Origin of the sequence: Streptomyces sp. NBC_01335 (assembly GCF_035953295.1) — a bacterium.
Lineage (GTDB): Bacteria > Actinomycetota > Actinomycetes > Streptomycetales > Streptomycetaceae > Streptomyces.
This window is the reverse complement of record NZ_CP108370.1, coordinates 5690692-5707541: the sequence shown is the minus strand read 5'-3', so window position 1 is coordinate 5707541 and position 16850 is coordinate 5690692. Positions and strand designations below refer to the sequence as shown.

General features: G+C 71.8%; 12 protein-coding genes. 4 read left to right on the top strand and 8 right to left on the bottom strand.

Annotated features, from left to right (window positions below; translation table 11 throughout):
• The first annotated feature begins 79 nt into the window (after positions 1–79).
• Positions 80–553, top strand: coding sequence for a hypothetical protein (locus tag OG599_RS24685; RefSeq protein ID WP_327178157.1), 474 nt, complete (start codon positions 80–82; stop codon positions 551–553).
• A gap of 95 nt (positions 554–648) precedes the next feature.
• Positions 649–789, top strand: a complete 141-nt coding sequence (locus OG599_RS24680; RefSeq protein ID WP_327178156.1) for a hypothetical protein — start codon at positions 649–651, stop codon at positions 787–789.
• A gap of 24 nt (positions 790–813) precedes the next feature.
• Here the strand turns inward: OG599_RS24680 and OG599_RS24675 are convergent, their stop codons facing one another.
• The 7 genes from OG599_RS24675 to OG599_RS24645 form a co-directional block, all read right to left on the bottom strand.
• On the bottom strand, positions 814–3273 hold the full coding sequence (locus tag OG599_RS24675; RefSeq protein WP_327178155.1) for a Tox-REase-5 domain-containing protein: 2460 nt from the start codon (positions 3271–3273) through the stop codon (positions 814–816).
• Between the two features lie 353 nt (positions 3274–3626).
• Entirely contained in the window at positions 3627–5219 is a 1593-nt protein-coding gene (serA, locus tag OG599_RS24670; protein ID WP_327178154.1) for a phosphoglycerate dehydrogenase, read from the bottom strand.
• 336 nt (positions 5220–5555) lie between these two features.
• Positions 5556–6557, bottom strand: a complete 1002-nt coding sequence (gene ilvC / locus OG599_RS24665; protein ID WP_327178153.1) for a ketol-acid reductoisomerase — start codon at positions 6555–6557, stop codon at positions 5556–5558.
• Positions 6558–6693: 136 nt separating this feature from the next.
• On the bottom strand, positions 6694–7221 hold the full coding sequence (ilvN, locus tag OG599_RS24660) for an acetolactate synthase small subunit (RefSeq protein WP_266709431.1): 528 nt from the start codon (positions 7219–7221) through the stop codon (positions 6694–6696).
• Between the two features lie 22 nt (positions 7222–7243).
• Positions 7244–9100, bottom strand: coding sequence for an acetolactate synthase large subunit (locus OG599_RS24655; protein ID WP_327178152.1), 1857 nt, complete (start codon positions 9098–9100; stop codon positions 7244–7246).
• 202 nt (positions 9101–9302) lie between these two features.
• Complete coding sequence (locus OG599_RS24650) at positions 9303–12143, bottom strand: putative bifunctional diguanylate cyclase/phosphodiesterase (RefSeq protein ID WP_442809532.1); 2841 nt, start codon at positions 12141–12143, stop codon at positions 9303–9305.
• A 353-nt stretch (positions 12144–12496) separates the two neighbouring features.
• On the bottom strand, positions 12497–13447 hold the full coding sequence (locus OG599_RS24645; protein ID WP_327178151.1) for a 2-hydroxyacid dehydrogenase: 951 nt from the start codon (positions 13445–13447) through the stop codon (positions 12497–12499).
• Between the two features lie 300 nt (positions 13448–13747).
• On the opposite strand from OG599_RS24645, the gene OG599_RS24640 reads away from it, so the two are divergent.
• Both OG599_RS24640 and OG599_RS24635 read left to right on the top strand, forming a co-directional pair.
• Complete coding sequence (locus OG599_RS24640; RefSeq protein WP_327180173.1) at positions 13748–14740, top strand: aldo/keto reductase; 993 nt, start codon at positions 13748–13750, stop codon at positions 14738–14740.
• A gap of 198 nt (positions 14741–14938) precedes the next feature.
• Positions 14939–16177 (top strand): PQQ-dependent sugar dehydrogenase, encoded by a 1239-nt coding sequence (locus OG599_RS24635; protein ID WP_442809531.1) that lies wholly within the window; start codon positions 14939–14941, stop codon positions 16175–16177.
• A gap of 46 nt (positions 16178–16223) precedes the next feature.
• Here OG599_RS24635 and OG599_RS24630 read toward each other — a convergent pair whose 3' ends face one another.
• Positions 16224–16850 (bottom strand): hypothetical protein, encoded by a 627-nt coding sequence (locus OG599_RS24630; protein ID WP_327178149.1) that lies wholly within the window; start codon positions 16848–16850, stop codon positions 16224–16226.

The following is a 16850-nucleotide window of genomic DNA, read 5'->3' as shown; positions in this document are numbered from 1 at the left end:
CCTCTGGCCATGGCCCCGGCGTTGTCAGTCCCCGCCGTTACCGTTCGGCCATTCACGATCTTCGGAGAGGGGTGGCTCCATGGGTGCCAGCGGATGGGACTACGTCACCAGGTACGACGGCGATGTCGAGGCGGCCTTGCGGACGCTGCAGGCCAGGGTGTTCCAGGAGGAGTACGGCGACGGTGCCCGCTTCCGAAGCCTGCAGGATCTGTACGCGGACGAGGAGTTCATGGGCGAAGAGGGCACCCATACGATCCTCGACATCGACAGGGTTGTTGCCACGGAAGCCCCGCCGACGCAGTTCGCCGTCGCTGACCACGGCACCCTGCGCCCTCTGGCACTCAGCCGCGTGGTCTGCCACTTCGGCGCCGACCGCCCGACGGTCGAGCAGTACGAAGAGCTCATCGCCGCTGCCAATGAGGCTGCGAGCCATGAGGAGTACAAGCGGAGCCTTCTCGGCGAGTGCCGGATGCGATGGACCGGCTACTACATCGTCCTCCACTCCGATGACAGGCCGACTCACCTGGGAATCTTCGGCTTCTCCGGAGACTGAGGCGTGTTGCGAAAGTAGCGCCCTCCGCCCGGAGGGCGCGTCCGGCGGCGTCCGGTGCGTGCGATCGCCGGCCCGAGCAGGTCGCCGAGACCGTCGTGGCCGCCCTGCGCGGCCGTGCCCCCGCGGTCGTCGACGACTGGGCCTACCGGTTCCAGGTCTTCGTGTTCAGCCGGGTGCTCCCCTCGCGCACGGCGACCGGGCTCACCGGGTGGTTCTTCCGCAGGGCGGCGCGCTGAAGGCTGTCCCGCGCGGTCACCGGTTCAGTCGAACGCCCCCGGCTTCCGCGCGCTGTCGATCGGCTTCTGCGCGGTGTGCACCACCTTGATCGGCAGCCCTTCCTCGCGGAAGGCGGCGCGGGCGGCCTTGGCCACGTCCGGGTCGGAGAAGTGCCATTCGACCGCGCGCCCTCCGGACGCCTCCACCTGGGCGCGGGCCTCCGCGATGAACTTGTCCTTGCCGGAGGAGGTGAGGGCCGTCTTGCCCGGCTGGGCGAGGTAGCTGGTGTAGCCGTTCTTGGCCTCCAGGAAGGTCTGGCGGCTGGAGTCCCAGCCGTCGTACTCGACCGCCGGCTTGCCCTCCTTGGGGCTGGGCACGACGTACTCCCGGCCGCGGGTCGTGCCGGTGACCTGCTCCTGGTAGCGGAGCCAGGACTCGTTGGTCCAGTTGGGCTGGGGGTTGCGGTCGCGGCTCGCCCAGTAGCCGTCGCCGAGGTCGGCGGAACCGAGCTCGGGGTCGTTCAGGTCCTTCGCCCAGGGCGCCGGTTCGTAGTTGCGCGGGTCCGAGGTGTCGCCGTGGCGGGGCTCCGGGTACTGCTTCAGGTCCTCGGCCGCCTTGCGGGCGCGCTCGGGCTCCTCCAGCCGCTTCTTCTCCAGCGCGGCGGCGCGGGCTTCGGCGCGGGCCTTCTCCGCCGCCTCCTTGGCGGCCGTGTCGCAGCCGCCGTCCGCGAGGACGATCCGGCCGCCGCCACCGTCCGCGAGGACGATCCGGCCGCCGGAGCCCGCCGCGAGGATGCCGGTGCCCGGCCCGGCGACCCCGCCGCCCCCTGGGTTCCCGTCTCCGCCGGAGTCCTCGCCTCCGCCGACGCGTACGAGCGGTGGTCCGGAGGCGATGACGCAGCCGGTTCTACGGGCCGCGTCCTCCGCCTTGTCCGCCGCCTCGTCGGCCTCCTTGGCCGCCTTGCTCAGCGCGTCGAGGTCGCCCGCCTCGGCGGCCTTGGCCGCACGCCGGGCCGCCGCGCCCGCGTCCCCGGCCGCCTCGGCCACCTCTTCGGCGGCCTTGCCGATCTTGCCGAGTTCGCCGACCTTCCCGGCGACCTTGCCGACGTCGTACCCCGGGATGAAGAGGGAGCCGACGTTCCACAGCACGTCGGTGACGGCACGCGTCTTCTCGCCGTTGTTCCACCGCTCGCGCACCTCGTCGCCGACGAACACGGTGTCGCCGACGCCGACGACGGTGTTGACCGAGGCCTTGCCCCAGTCGAAGACCGCGCCCAGGTAGTCCCCGTCGCCCCACTTGCCCGAGGCGTCCTTGGAGTCCTGCATCCAGTCGTGGCCGAGCTGCTTGCCGTAGTCGGCGATACCGGACCACGTCTCGGGCTTGACGAGGCTGACGATGCCGGTGACGTCACCCCACACGCCGTCGACCGCGACGCCCTTGACCACCTGGGTGGTCTGGTCCCAGGCACAGCCGAGGAGTCCCCAGCCGCCGCAGTCCTTGCCGTCGTCCTTGCCACCGGAGTCGGACCCGGGGGCGGGATCGGAGTCGGTGGCGAGGACCGGGGTGTCGTAGGCGGCCTCCGGCTCCTCGCTCGTCTCGGGGTACGTGTCCGTACTGCCGGACGTACCGCCGGACGTACTGCCGGACGTACCGCCGGAAGGGCCGCCGGACGTGCCGTCGGTGGAGCCGGAGGTGGAGCCTCCCGACGTGGAACCCTCGGTCGACGAACTCCCGGTCGTCGTCGATCCCCCGGTCGTCGTGGACCCCCCGGTCGTCGTGGTGCCGCCGTCCGACCCGGTGCCGCCGGTGGTGGTCGAGGAGCCCTCGCCGGTGGAGCCGGTACCGCCGCTCGCGCCGGACCCGCCGTCCGCACCGGCGCTCCCGTCCGTTCCACCGCTCGTACCGCTGCCCGCCTCCACCGAACCGCTGTCGGAGACCGGGCACGAGGAGCCGGTGAGCGAGCAGATCGCGGACTGGAGGCCGCCGGTGATCCGGCCGCCCAGGCCGGTGGCCGTGAGCGCCCCGACGAGCGCGACGACGATGAGGACCAGGCCCAGGTACTCCAGCGCGGTCTGGCCCCGGTCGCGCCGCCAGGTGATCAGGTGCGGGAAGGAGAACTCCGGCCTCTCCGCGCGCCGTCCGGGCGGCAGCAGGAACCACTCCCGGCTCCGCCGCCGGAGGAGCAGGATCAGGACGGCCGCGGGGACGAGGAGTTGGGTGAAGCCGTGCGGCGAACCGTCGGCGAGGTTCGCGAGGCCCCCGGCCGCCAGCCAGAGCTGGAGGGCGGTCAGCGCCCACCGGAGGCCGTTGCCGCCTTCGTGGAGCCGGCGCGAGAGCCACCAGGCCAGCACTCCGGGCAGGGCCGCCCAGGCGGCGACGCCGAGGAGTTCGCCGTCCACCGCGTCCACCGCGAACGCCGAGCCGAACAGGCCGAGCGCGCCCACCACGGTCGCGGCGGCCAGCACCAGCAGGAGCATCTGCGCCGCGGCGAGCGCGCGCGGCATCGGCTGTCTGCCACCGGGCGCCGGAGCGGCCCCTCCGCCTACGGGTATCCCACCGACTGCCGACATGCTGACCCCAACCCCCGGTGCCCGTACGCGACACGACTGCCGCACACGCTAGAGCGGGGCGGCGGTCGGAGTCGTGGGCCCCAGGGCCCAACTCCGGGCCCATAACGGACTATTCAGTCGGCGGGCAGTCGGTGGGCAGTCGTTTCGGGGCGGTGCGGGCGCGGGGGCGGTGCGGGAGCCGGGGCGGTGCGGGAGCCGGGGCGGGGACGGCAAAGCACCCGGGGCCCGGACGTCCGTGGTGGACGTACGGGCCCCGGGTGCGAAGGTCACACGGTGCGAAGAGCGGCTCAGGCGACGAGGTTCACCGAGCGGGCCGTGGCGGCCCCGATCTCCTCGGAGATCTCGTTCAGCACCGGCTGCGGGACGGTGTCGTCGACGGTGAGGACGACGAGCGCCTCGCCGCCCACGTCCGCGCGCGAGACCTGCATGCCCGCGATGTTCAGGCCGGCCTCGCCGAGGATGCGGCCGACGGTGCCGACGACACCGGGACGGTCCTGGTAGCGCAGGACGACCATGTGGTCGGCGAGCGCCAGGTCGACGTCGTACTCACCGATGGCGACGATCTTCTGGAGGTGCTTGGGGCCGGCCAGTGTGCCGGAGACCGAGACCTCCTCGCCGCCCGCGAGGGTGCCGCGCACGGTGACGACGTTGCGGTGCTCGGCCGACTCGGAGCTGGTGGTGAGGCGGACCTCGACACCGCGCTCCTGCGCGAAGAGCGGGGCGTTGACGTAGCTGACGGTCTCGTCGACGACGTCCTCGAACACGCCCTTGAGCGCGGAGAGTTCGAGCACCTTCACGTCGTGCTGGGTGATCTCGCCGTAGACCTCGACGTCGAGCCGGGCCGCGACCTCGCCCGCGAGGGCCGTGAAGATGCGGCCGAGCTTCTCGGCGAGCGGCAGGCCCGGGCGCACGTCCTGGGCGATGACGCCGCCCTGGACGTTGACCGCGTCCGGCACCAGTTCACCGGCGAGCGCGAGGCGCACCGACTTGGCGACGGCGATGCCGGCCTTCTCCTGGGCCTCGTCCGTGGAGGCGCCGAGGTGCGGGGTGCAGACGACCTGGTCGAACTGGAAGAGCGGGGAGTCCGTGCAGGGCTCCTTGGCGTACACGTCGAGGCCGGCTCCGGCGACGCGCCCCTCCTTGAGGGCGGAGGCGAGCGCCTCCTCGTCCACGATGCCGCCACGGGCCGCGTTGACGATGCGCACCGAGGGCTTCACCTTGTGCAGCGCCTCGTCGCCGATGAGACCGACGGTCTCGGGCGTCTTGGGCAGGTGCACGGTGATGAAGTCGGAGACCTCGAGCAGCTCGTCCAGGCTGAGGAGCTTGACGCCCATCTGCGCGGCGCGGGCCGGCTGCACGTAGGGGTCGTACGCGACGATCTTCATGCCGAAGGCGGACATGCGCTGGGCGACCAGCACGCCGATGCGGCCGAGGCCGACGACGCCGAGGGTCTTCTCGCTGAGCTCGACACCCGTGTACTTCGAGCGCTTCCACTCGCCGTTCTTCAGGGCGGAGTTGGCCTGCGGGATGTGGCGGGCGGTGGCGACCAGCAGACCGCAGGCGAGCTCGGCGGCGGTGACGATGTTGGAGGTCGGTGCGTTGACGACCATCACGCCGGCCTTGGTGGCGGCGGAGACGTCGACGTTGTCCAGACCGACACCCGCGCGGGCCACGACCCGGAGCTTCTTCGCCGCGGCGATGGCCTCGGCGTCGACCTTCGTGGCGGAACGCACCAGGATCGCGTCGACATCGGCGATGGCCGGGAGCAGTTCGGCGCGGTCGGCGCCGTTGCAGTGCCGGATCTCGAAGTCCGGCCCCAGGGCGTCGACCGTGGCGGGCGACAGCTCTTCGGCGATGAGTACGACAGGTTTCGAGCTCACGTGTGTCCTCACAAATCCAGTGCGGACGGCCGTCCCGACGGCCGCAGGCGGTGGAGGCTAGCCGCGTGGAAGACGCACGACACTGTGGGCCCTGACGCGTAGATGTGTTGAGCAGTGTAGTCATGCACCGGGGCGATGACTCCTCCCCGGTGGAAGGATCACCCTCACGAGAATGTACGGCTTGTACATACGTACGACCGCGGCCTCTCGGCGACACCCTTCCGGTCTGCGTGGTGCTCGTTCCGCCCGTCGCGCCCCGCAGTGACACGGAGCCGGGCGAAGCACCGCCGGGCGGGCCCGCCATGGTGCAGCAGGGCCCGCCCAGCGGTCGAAGGCTTACGCCTCCTCGTCGTTCACCCAGCTCATGAGCTTGCGCAGCTCGCGGCCGGTGGTCTCCAGCAGGTGGTCGCTGTCGGCCTTCTTGTACTCGTTGTACTTGGGCAGACCGTTGTGGTACTCGGCCATCCAGTTCTTGGCGAAGGTGCCGTCCTGGATCTCGGCGAGGACCTTCTTCATCTCGGCCTTGGTGGCGTCCGTGATGATGCGGGGGCCGGTGATGTAGTCGCCCCACTCGGCGGTCTCCGAGATGGACCAGCGCATCTTCTCCAGGCCGCCCTCGTACATGAGGTCGACGATGAGCTTCAGCTCGTGGAGGCACTCGAAGTACGCGATCTCCGGCTGGTAACCGGCCTCGGTCAGGGTCTCGAAACCGGCCTTGACCAGGGCGGCGGTGCCACCGCAGAGAACGGCCTGCTCGCCGAAGAGGTCGGTCTCGGTCTCCTCGGTGAAGGTCGTCTTGATGACGCCGGCGCGGGTGCCGCCGATGCCCTTCGCGTAGGAGAGAGCCAGCTCCAGGCCCTTGCCCGACGGGTCCTGCTCGACGGCCACGATGCACGGAACGCCGCGGCCCTCTTCGTACTGACGGCGGACCAGGTGACCCGGGCCCTTGGGGGCGACCATGCAGACGTCGACGTTGGCCGGCGGCTTGATGAAGTCGAAGCGGATGTTCAGGCCGTGCCCGAAGAAGAGCGCGTCGCCGTCCTTGAGGTTGTCCTTGATGGACTCCTCGTAGACCTGGGCCTGGATCGGGTCCGGCACGAGGATCATGATGACGTCGGCCTCGGCCGCGGCCTCGGCGGGGGTGACGACGCGCAGCCCCTGCTCCTCGGCCTTGGCCTTGGACTTGGAGCCCTCGTGCAGACCGACGCGGACGTCGACGCCGGAGTCACGCAGCGACAGCGCGTGGGCGTGGCCCTGGCTGCCGTATCCGATGACCGCGACCTTGCGGCCCTGGATGATGGACAGGTCTGCGTCGGCGTCGTAGAACAGCTCGGCCACTGGTGTTTCTCCTTGTGTGCAGGTGTTGCGTCCCACCGTACGGCGGGGGGCGCCAGGTACGTTCTCCGGTCTCGCCATCCGAGCGGCGAAACCGGGCCGGAGGGCACGGGCTGCGCGCCGCGGGCCCTCCGAGGGGTCATGCGGTGCGGTCGAGAGCGCGCAGGGATCGGTCGGTGATCGAGCGCGCGCCGCGCCCTATGGCGATGGTGCCGGACTGGACGAGCTCCTTGATGCCGTACTGCTCCAGCATCTTGAGCATCGCGCCCAGCTTCTCGGCGCCTCCGGTCGCCTCGATCGTGACCGCCTCCGGGGAGACGTCCACGGTCTTGGCGCGGAACAGCTGGACGATCTCGACGATCTGCGAGCGGGTTTCGTTGTCCGCACGGACCTTCACCAGGACGAGCTCGCGCTGGATCGCAGCGCCGGGCTCCAGTTCGACGATCTTCAGGACGTTGACCAGCTTGTTGAGCTGCTTGGTCACCTGCTCCAGAGGCAGGTCCTCGACATTCACCACGATGGTGATGCGGGAGATGTCGGGGTGTTCGGTGGTCCCGACGGCGAGCGAGTCGATGTTGAACCCGCGTCGGGAAAACAGGGCGGTGATCCGGGCGAGGACACCGGGCTTGTTCTCGACCAGGACGGAGAGCGTGTGCTTGGTGGACATGGAGTCGGTCTCTCTCTGTCTCTCAGTCGTCTTCGTTGTCGCCGAAGTCGGGGCGGACGCCTCGGGCGGCCATGACCTCGTCGTTGGAGGTGCCGGCGGCGACCATCGGCCACACCATGGCGTCCTCGTGGACGATGAAGTCGACCACGACCGGGCGGTCGTTGATGGCGTTGGCCTCTTCGATGACCTTGTCCAGGTCGGCGGGGTCCTCGCAGCGGATGGCGTAGCAGCCCATCGCCTCGGACAGCTTGACGAAGTCCGGCACCCGGGTGCCCCGCTGCGCGACGCCGTCGGTGTCGGCTCCGCCGCTCAGCACGGTGTTGGAGTACCGCTGGTTGTAGAAGAGGGTCTGCCACTGGCGGACCATCCCGAGGACGCCGTTGTTGATGATGGCGACCTTGATCGGGATGTTGTTCAGGGCGCAGGTGGTGAGTTCCTGGTTGGTCATCTGGAAGCAGCCGTCGCCGTCGATGGCCCAGACGGGAGCGTCCGGGCGGCCGACCTTGGCGCCCATCGCGGCCGGGACCGCGTAGCCCATCGTTCCGGCACCGCCGCTGTTGAGCCAGGTGGCGGGCTTCTCGTACTGGATGAAGTGCGAGGCCCACATCTGGTGCTGGCCGACGCCCGCGGCGAAGATCGTTCCCTCGGGGGCCAGTTCACCGATGCGCTGGATGACCTGCTGCGGGGAGAGGCTGCCGTCCTCGGGCATGTCGTAGCCGAGGGGGTAGGTCTCGCGCCAGCGGTTGAGGTCCTTCCACCAGGCGCTGTAGTCGCCGGTGTTGCCCTCGGTGTGCTCGGCCTGGACCGCCTGGACCAGGTCGGCGATGACCTCGCGGGCGTCGCCCACGATCGGCACGTCGGCGAGGCGGTTCTTGCCGATCTCGGCCGGGTCGATGTCGGCGTGGACGATCTTGGCGTACGGGGCGAAGCTGTCCAGCTTGCCGGTGACGCGGTCGTCGAAGCGGGCGCCGAGGGCGACGATCAGGTCGGCCTTCTGCAGCGCGGTGACGGCGGTGACCGAACCGTGCATGCCGGGCATGCCCACGTGCAGCGGGTGGCTGTCGGGGAAGGAGCCCAGCGCCATCAGGGTGGTGGTGACCGGGGCTCCGGTGAGCTCGGCGAGGACCTTCAGCTCGGCCGTGGCACCGGCCTTCCCCACGCCGCCGCCGACGTACAGCACCGGGCGCTTGGCCTGGGTGATCAGCCGGGCGGCCTCGCGGATCTGCTTGGCGTGGGGCTTGGTGACCGGGCGGTAGCCCGGGAGGTCCTGGGTGGGCGGCCAGCTGAAGGTGGTCTGCGCCTGGAGGGCGTCCTTGGCGATGTCGACGAGGACGGGGCCCGGACGGCCGGTGGAGGCGATGTGGAACGCCTCGGCGATGGTGTGCGGGATGTCGTCGGCGTTGGTCACCAGGAAGTTGTGCTTGGTGATCGGCATGGTGATGCCGCAGATGTCGGCTTCCTGGAAGGCGTCCGTGCCGATGGAGGCGGTGACGACCTGACCGGTGATCGCGACGATCGGCACGGAGTCCATGTGCGCGTCGGCGATCGGGGTCACCAGGTTGGTGGCGCCGGGGCCCGAGGTCGCCATGCAGACGCCCACCTTGCCGGTGGCCAGGGCGTAACCCGAGGCCGCGTGACCCGCGCCCTGCTCGTGCCGGACCAGGACGTGGCGCACCCGGGTGGAGTCCATCAGCGGGTCGTAGGCGGGGAGAATGCAGCCGCCGGGAAGGCCGAATACCGTGTCGGCGCCGACTTCTTCGAGAGAACGGATGAGGGACTGCGCGCCCGTGACGTGCTCAACGATGGCGGACGGCTGTCCGCCGGTACGGGACCGCGACTGGGGGTGGTGGGCCCCGGTGGCCTGCTCGGTCATCGGCATTCTCTTCTCGAGGCTGAGGGTTTTGCGGGGTTTTGGGGAGTGCCAGTGCAACAAAAAACCCCTCGTGCCGTGAGGCAAGCGAGGGGAGCGCGCCGGTGCGGTAAGCGGAGTGTCGTAGGACCCCGCTTCAGCCGACGCGCTTTCCAAGTACGAGAATTCGGGTGCGCATGGCATTGACCCTCTCTCCGGCACGGCGACCGTGTCAAGCGGGTGGGACGGACGTCTCATCATGTGAGCCGCCCAGCCGGGGCGGCGAACCCCCGGCGAGTACGGGCTGAGCTGCCGGTACTCCGGGTACGGGGAAGTGTCCGCGGCGCAGCGCGTGGCGCAGCCGGTACTCGTCCAGCGGCCCCGAGAAGGCCATCCCCTGGCCGTGGGTGCACCCCATGGCCCGCAGCGCGAGCACCTGCTCCGGGACGTCGACGCCGTCCGCCACCGACTGCATCCCGAGGTCGCAGGCGATCCGCAGCAGCCCGCTGGTGATCTTGTGCAGCCGGGCCGACTCCACCACGCCTTCGACGAGGCCCCGGTCGAGTTTGAGTACGTCGACGGGGAGGCGGCGCAGTGCGTTGATGGCGGCGTATCCGCTGCCGAAGCCGTCGAGCCCGATACGGACGCCGAGGCGCCGCAGGGCCACGAGGCGGCGTTCGAGTTCGTCGAAGGAGATCCGCGGGTCGCTGTCGCCGACTTCGATCATCAGGGCGCCGGAGGGCAGGCCGTGGCGGGTCAGCAGCGCCTCGACGGAGCCGAAGGGCAGGGCGTTGTCCAGCAGGCGTCCGGCGGAGAGCCGGACGGAGACGGAGACCGGGTACCCGGCCCGGGTGCGCTCGGCGGCCTGCTGGACGGCTTCTTCGAGCAGCCAGCGGCCGAGCTCGGCGGTGCGGTCTCCGTCGTCGGCGACGCGCAGGAACTCGGCGGGGGTGAAGAGGATGCCCTGGGCGGACCGCCAGCGGGCCTGTGCGGCGACCGCGGCGACGGTGCCGGTGGCGAGGTGCACCACGGGCTGGTGGAGCAGGGCGAACTCGCCGTCGCGGAGCGCGGTGCGCAGCCGGGCCGCGAGCTCGGAGCGGCGCACGACGTCGGCCTGCATCTGGGGTGCGTACAGCTCGACCCGGTCCTTGCCGGCGGCCTTGGCGCGGTACATCGCGAGGTCGGCGTTCCGCATGAGGTCGGTGGGGGTGATCCCGGGCTCGGCGAAGGCGACACCGATGGAGGCCGCCACCCGCACCTCGCCGGTGCCGATGAGGTACGGCTGGGAGAGGGTGAGGCGCAGCCGGTCCGCGATCTCGTGGACCTGGTACTCCCGGGCGGCCTGGTCGCGGGTGCCGTCGCCGACGATCAGCGCGGCGAACTCGTCGCCGCCGAGCCTGGCCGCGGTGTCGGCGGCGCGGACGGAGTCGGCGAGCCGCTGGGCGGCCTGGACGAGGAGTTCGTCGCCTGCCTGGTGCCCGATGGTGTCGTTGACGGCCTTGAAGCCGTCGAGGTCGATGAAGAGCACGGCGGTGCCGAGGTCGCCGGCCCGCCGTCCGCCGAGCGCCTGGCGCACCCGGGAGGTGAAGAGCGCCCGGTTGGGCAGGTCGGTGAGCGGGTCGTGCTCGGCGTTGTGCTGCAACTGTGCCTGCAGCCGGACGCGCTCGGTGACGTCGCGGCTGTTGAGCAGGAGGCCGCCGTGGTGGCGGTTGACGGTGGACTCGACGTTGAGCCAGTCCCCGGAGCCCGACCGGAAGCGGCACTCGATGCGGGTGGTGGGCTCCTCGGCGGGTGGGGCGGCGAGGAAGCGCCGCACCTGGTGGACGACCCGGCCGCGGTCGTCGGGGTGGATGATCGAGGAGAGCGTCGCGCCCATCAGATCCTCGGCCTGGCGGCCGTACACCCCTGCCGCCGCCGGACTGACGTAGCGGAGCGTGCCGTTGGGTGCGGCGATCATGATGACGTCGCTGGAGCCCTGGACCAGGGAGCGGAAGTGGTTCTCCTGCTGGGCGAGTTCCTGGGTGAGGGTGAGGTTGTCCAGGAGCATGATCGCCTGGCGCAGCACGAGGGCGAGCACGACGGCGCAGCCGGTGAAGACCACCACCCCGTCGACCCGGCGGCCCTCGACGACGTTGTACAGGATGCCGAGGGTGCAGACGGCGGCGGCGAGGTAGGGCGTGAGCGCGGCCAGCGATCCGGCGATCGGGCGGCTGGTGGTGCGCCCGGTCCGGCCGGGGCGTTCGGCGTACGCGGGGTGCCCGGCCGGTGCGTCGGTGTGGCGTACGCCCCAGGGCGCGTAGGCGAGGAGCAGCGAGCCGGCGAACCAGCCCGCGTCCAGGAGTTGGCCCGAGTGGTAGGTCGAGCGGAGCAGCGGGGAGGTGAACAGGGCGTCGCTGACTACGGTCAGGGCGAGTCCGGCGATGGCGGTGTTGACCGCCGAGCGGTTGGCGTTGTTCCGCCGGAAGTGCAGGGCCAGGACCATGGAGACGAGCACGATGTCGAGCAGCGGGTAGGCGAGCGACAGCGCCGCGCGGGCGACGCTCTCCCCCTCACCGACGACGTCGGTGGTGTGCGCGAGGGCGAGGCTCCAGGAGAGGGTGAGCAGCGATCCGCCGATGAGCCAGGCGTCCAGCACCAGGCAGACCCAGCCGGCCCGGGAGACGGGGCGTTTGGCGAGCACCAGGAGTCCGACGATCGCGGGCGGGGCGAAGCAGAGGAAGAAGAAGTCGGCGGCGGAGAGCGGCGGTACGTGTCCGTCGAGGACGACTTCGTACCAGCCCCAGATGGCGTTGCCGCAGGCGGCCATCGCGGAGGAGAACGAGAAGAGCAGCCAGGCGGCGCGGGAGGGACGGCCGGCCGCGCCCGCGTAGAGGAAGCAGGAGACGGAGGCGATGAGGGCCGCCAGGCTCAGGCCGAAGTCGCCCATGAAGAGGGCCAGTCGGGTCGAGCCCCAGCCGACGGCGGCACCGACCGCGTACCCCGCGCAGACGACGGCGAGCAGGACCTGGGGCAGCACCCTCGCGCGGGCGGCCACGGCCGACCCCCGGGAGAGCGGGGCCTCCAGGGCACTCACCGGACCGACCGCCGGTCCGTGGCGGTCCGCCGCGCCGTCGTGCGAACCGCCGTCGCACCCCGGCCCGCGGTCGCGCGGCGGAGCACCGGTCGCGACGGCGGGCGGCTGCGGCGCAGCGCTCGCGTCGAGGACCGCTGTCGCCGGTTCCGCGTCCGTCCGTCCCGTTTTTGGCCGCACATCGCCCACTGCCCCCTCGCGTCCAGCTGCCCGCCCCGCCGCCGTCCTGCCACGGCGCAGCCCCCGCCTCTGGACGATACACCAGACTCGTCACGCAGGGCCATACTTCCTCTACTCTCCGTGACGACCTGGGGTGTTGTGCGTACGGGGCGTGGTATCGCCGCTCCGGACCGCTGTCAGCCGGTGGTGCGCACGACGTTGTGCACGGGCTCTCCCGCGGCGAACCGGGTCAGTTGACCGGCGATCAGCCGCTTGGCGCGCGGCAGGAACGCGGAGGTGCTGCCGCCCACGTGCGGGCTGATCAGAACGTGCGGAGCATGCCAGAGGGGGTGGCCCGCGGGCAGCGGCTCCGGGTCGGTGACGTCGAGTGCGGCCCGCAGCCGTCCCGACTCCAGTTCGACCAGCAGCGCCTTGGTGTCCACCACGGGACCCCGGGCGACGTTCACCAGGAGTGCGCCGTCCGGCATCGCCGCCAGGAAGGCGGCGTCGACCAGCCCGCGCGTGGACGGGTTCAGCGGGGTGGAGAGGATCACCACGTCCGCCTGCGGCAGCAGCGCGGGGAGTTGGTCGAGTGCGTGTACGGGCCCGCGCGCGGTGGTCCGGGGGGTGCGCGCGACGCGCGCGATCCGCGCGCACTCGAAGGGCGCGAGCCGGTCCTCGATGGCCGAACCGATGGAGCCGTACCCCACGATGAGCACCGACTTGTCGGCGAGCGCCGGGTAGAACCCGGACCGCCACTCCTCGGCGTCCTGGCCCCGTACGAAGCCGGGTATGCCGCGCAGCGAGGCGAGGACCAGCGCGAGGGCGAGTTCGGCGGTGGACGCGTCGTGCACGCCCTTGGCGTTGCAGAGGCGCACGCCGGCGGGAAGCCCGGCGAGGGCGGGTTCCACGTGGTCGGTACCGGCCGAGAGGGTCTGGACGACCTGTACGGCGCGCATCTCGGGGATCGGGCGGACGGACGCCTGGGGGCCCTTCATGTACGGCACCACGTAGAAGGCGCACTGCGCCGGGTCGGCCGGGAACTCGGCTCCGCCGTCCCAGAAGTGGTAGGTGAGGCCCTCGGGGAGCCCCGGGATCTCGTCGGCCGGAAGCGGCAGCCACACGTCGGTGCGGGTCGTGGAAGTCATGCTCCCGAGGCTATGCGAGGCGGTGGAGGTCATGCCGCCGAGGCTGTGCGGGACCGGTGGAGGTCATGCCGCGGAGGCCGTGCGGGACCGGTGGACGTGCTGGTTCCGAAGGTGGAGCGGGGCCGTCGGGGCGCGCCGGTGAGGCGTCGGGGCGTCTTCCCGCCCGACGGGAATGGGCGGACAGGGCCAGCCGCGTGACGCAACGTGCTGGTCCACTCCCTATCGTGGGACGAGCACGGGGCGGGCCCTGGGCGGTGGGGCGAGGCCGTGTCGGACGCGGCCGAGGGAGGATTCGGGGAGTTGGAGCGCAGGACGATCGGTGGGGCGGCGCTCGCCGTGGGCGCGGTGGGGCTGGGCTGTATGCCGATGAGTTGGGGCTACAGCGCGTCACAACGGCTCGGCGAACGCTCGGTGCGTACGGTGCACGCGGCTCTCGACGCGGGGGTCCGGCTGCTCGACACGGCGGACATGTACGGCCCGTTCACCAATGAGCTTCTTGTCGGCCGGGCGTTGAAGGGCCGCCGCGAGGACGCCTTCATCTCCACCAAGTGCGGGCTGCTGGTGGGGGATCAGCACATCGTCGCCAACGGCCGTGCCGGGTACGTGCGCAGGGCCTGCGACGCCTCGCTGAGACGGTTGCAGACCGATGTGATCGACCTGTACCAGCTGCACCGCGCCGACCCGGAGGTGCCGGTGGAGGAGACCTGGGGTGCGATGGCGGAGCTGGTGACCGCCGGGAAGGTACGGGCGCTCGGGCTGTGCGCCGTGGGGGCGCGGGTGCCGCGCCGGTCCCGGGCGGGGCTGCACGACGCGACGATCAGGCAGCTGGAGCGGGTGCAGCAGGTCTTCCCGGTCAGTGCGGTCGAGGCGGAGCTGTCGGTGTGGTCGCCGGAGGCGCTGGTCTCCCTGCTGCCCTGGTGCACCGCGCGCGGGGTGGGGCTGCTGGCGGCGATGCCGCTGGGCAGCGGCTACCTCACGGGCACCCTGAAGCCGGGGCAGGGCTTCGAGCCGGACGATCCCCGGGCCCGGCACCCCCGGTTCACCGCCGAGATGATGGCCGCCAACCAGCCGGTGGTGGCCGGGCTGCGCCGGGTCGCGCAGCGGCACGGGGCGACGCCGGCGCAGGTGGCGCTGGCGTGGGTGCTGCGGCAGGGCCCGCACGTGGTGCCGGTGCCGGGCGCCAAGCGGGAGGAGTGGGCGGTGGAGAACGCCGGAGCCGCCGCGCTGGCGCTCACCGACCGCGACCTGGCCGAGATCGCCGCGCTCCCACCGGCCCTGGGCTCGTGGGACTGACGGCGCCCGGCTCGTGGCACCGACGGTGCCCGCCGGCGGGACCGTCCGTGCTCCCGCCGGCGCGGCGGGAGCACGCCGGTTCGGCGCGATGCCCGAGTACCCGGCGCCGGTACGGGCACCATGGGCGGGGGTGGTCCGTGGACGGGCGGCCCGGGAGCGGACGAGGGGGCCCGGCGGGCCCGGAGAAGGATCGGTTCTGTGCGCGGTGCGGTGTTCGGATCAGGCAGTGCGGTGTTCCGCTCAGTACGTGTCCCGGGGGCACGCGGCCCGGCGGCGGCGGCCCTCCTCGCGGCGGCGGCCCTGGCGTTGACCGCGGGCTGCTCGTCGACCTCGGGTGACCCGGGAGGATCCGGGACCTCCGGCGCGACCGGCACCACGGCCGCCTCGCCGTCGGCCGCCCCCTCCCCCACGGTCTCGCTGCCGCCCGCCGAGGGCTCGGCGAAGGTCGTCTCCACCCTCACCACCGGCCTGGACTCCCCCTGGGGGCTCGCGGTGCTGCCCGGCGGCGACCTGCTGGTCTCCTCCCGGGACGAGGGCACGGTGACCCGCGTCGACGCGAAGTCCGGCCGCAAGACCCTGCTGGGCTCCGTCCCCGGGGTGTCGCCGGCCGGTGAGGGCGGGCTGCTGGGCCTCGCCGTCTCCGCGACGTACGGCGCCGACCACCAGGTGTACGCGTACTTCACCACCGAGTCCGACAACCGCATCGCCCGCATGGTGTACGACGAACGGCGGCCCGCCGGCGAGCAGTTGGGGGCGCCCGACACCATCCTGCGCGGCATCCCGAAGGGCGCCGTCCACAACGGCGGCCGGATCGCGTTCGGCCCGGACCGGATGCTGTACGCGGGCACCGGCGAGACCGGCGACGACGGACTGGCCCAGGACGAGGACTCGTTGGCGGGCAAGATCCTGCGGATGACCCCGGACGGGGAGCCGGTGCACGGCAATCCGGCGGCGGACTCGGTGGTCTACTCCCCCGGTCACCGCAATGTGCAGGGGCTCGCCTGGGACGGCGAGAAGCGTCTCTGGGCCTCGGAGTTCGGCCAGGACACCTGGGACGAGCTGAACCTCATCGAGCCGGGCGGCGACTACGGCTGGCCCGATGTGGAGGGGATCGCACCGAAGGGCGCGGGCGGTGACTTCATCGATCCGGTCGCGCAGTGGAAGACGGCCGAGGCGTCGCCCAGCGGCATCGCGTACGCGAAGGGCTCGGTCTGGATGGCGGGGCTGCGCGGCGAGCGGCTCTGGCGGATTCCGCTGAACGGCTCGGCGAAGGAGCCCCTGGCGAAGCCGCGGGCGTTCCTGGAGGGGACGTACGGCAGGCTGCGGACGGTGGTCGCGGCGGGCGGCGACAAGCTGTGGGTGGTGACCGGCAACACCGACGGGCGCGGCGACCCGAAGCCGGGCGACGACCGGATCCTGCTGGTGGAGGTCGAGTAGCGACCGGTCCTCCGGGGAGAACCGGTCGCCACCCGTACGGGCCGGGTCAGGTGCTCGGCAGTCCGACGATCAGGTCGAAGAACATGGCGATCGAGAGGACCAGCCCGATCGCGCCCAGCACCACGCCGCCGAGGGCGACGGAGCGGATCCAGGACGGCTGCGGCTGCGCGGAGGGCGTACCGAAGGCGGGCCGTACCAGCACGAAGACGCCGACGAGCAGGGCGAGGATCGCGAAGATGCCGTTGACGAGGGCGGTGGTGTGCCAGGAGTCGCCGTAGATCTCGGAGATCTGCTGGGCGGCGGTGCCGCCGCTGGAGGTCTTGATCTGGCCGATCAGGGTCTCGCGCTCGGAGGCGACCTTGCCGGTCCAGCCGCCGACCAGGCCGACGACGCCAAGGGCGGTCGAGACGACGGCCCCGGCTCCGGCGCCGATGCCCCGGGAGGCCGCGTCGTCGTCCTCGTCGTGGTCGTCGAAGGACTCCTCGTCCAGGTGTTCGTCGAACTCCCCGGACACGTCGGTCTTGGTGAGTGCGTCGGACGGTCCGTTCTTCTCCCCGGTGGCCGGGGAGCCGCCCTGAGCCACCGCGGCGGCGGCTTCGGACGTGGGCGGCTGCTCCTCGCGATCGTCTTCGGCGGCAGGGGCGGTAGAGGTCTTGGCGGTGGAGGTGTTCAT

What these genes read in the sequence shown, in the direction of transcription:
- OG599_RS24675 (WP_327178155.1), bottom strand. Translation starts at nt 3,273, where the DNA reads ATGCCGCGCGCGCTCGCCGCGGCGCAGATGCTCCTGCTGGTGCTGGCC.
- OG599_RS24630 (WP_327178149.1), bottom strand. Translation starts at nt 16,850, where the DNA reads ATGAACACCTCCACCGCCAAGACCTCTACCGCCCCTGCCGCCGAAGAC.
- OG599_RS24645 (WP_327178151.1), bottom strand. Translation starts at nt 13,447, where the DNA reads ATGACTTCCACGACCCGCACCGACGTGTGGCTGCCGCTTCCGGCCGAC.
- OG599_RS24655 (WP_327178152.1), bottom strand. Translation starts at nt 9,100, where the DNA reads ATGCCGATGACCGAGCAGGCCACCGGGGCCCACCACCCCCAGTCGCGG.
- OG599_RS24685 (WP_327178157.1), top strand. Translation starts at nt 80, where the DNA reads ATGGGTGCCAGCGGATGGGACTACGTCACCAGGTACGACGGCGATGTC.
- ilvN (WP_266709431.1), bottom strand. Translation starts at nt 7,221, where the DNA reads ATGTCCACCAAGCACACGCTCTCCGTCCTGGTCGAGAACAAGCCCGGT.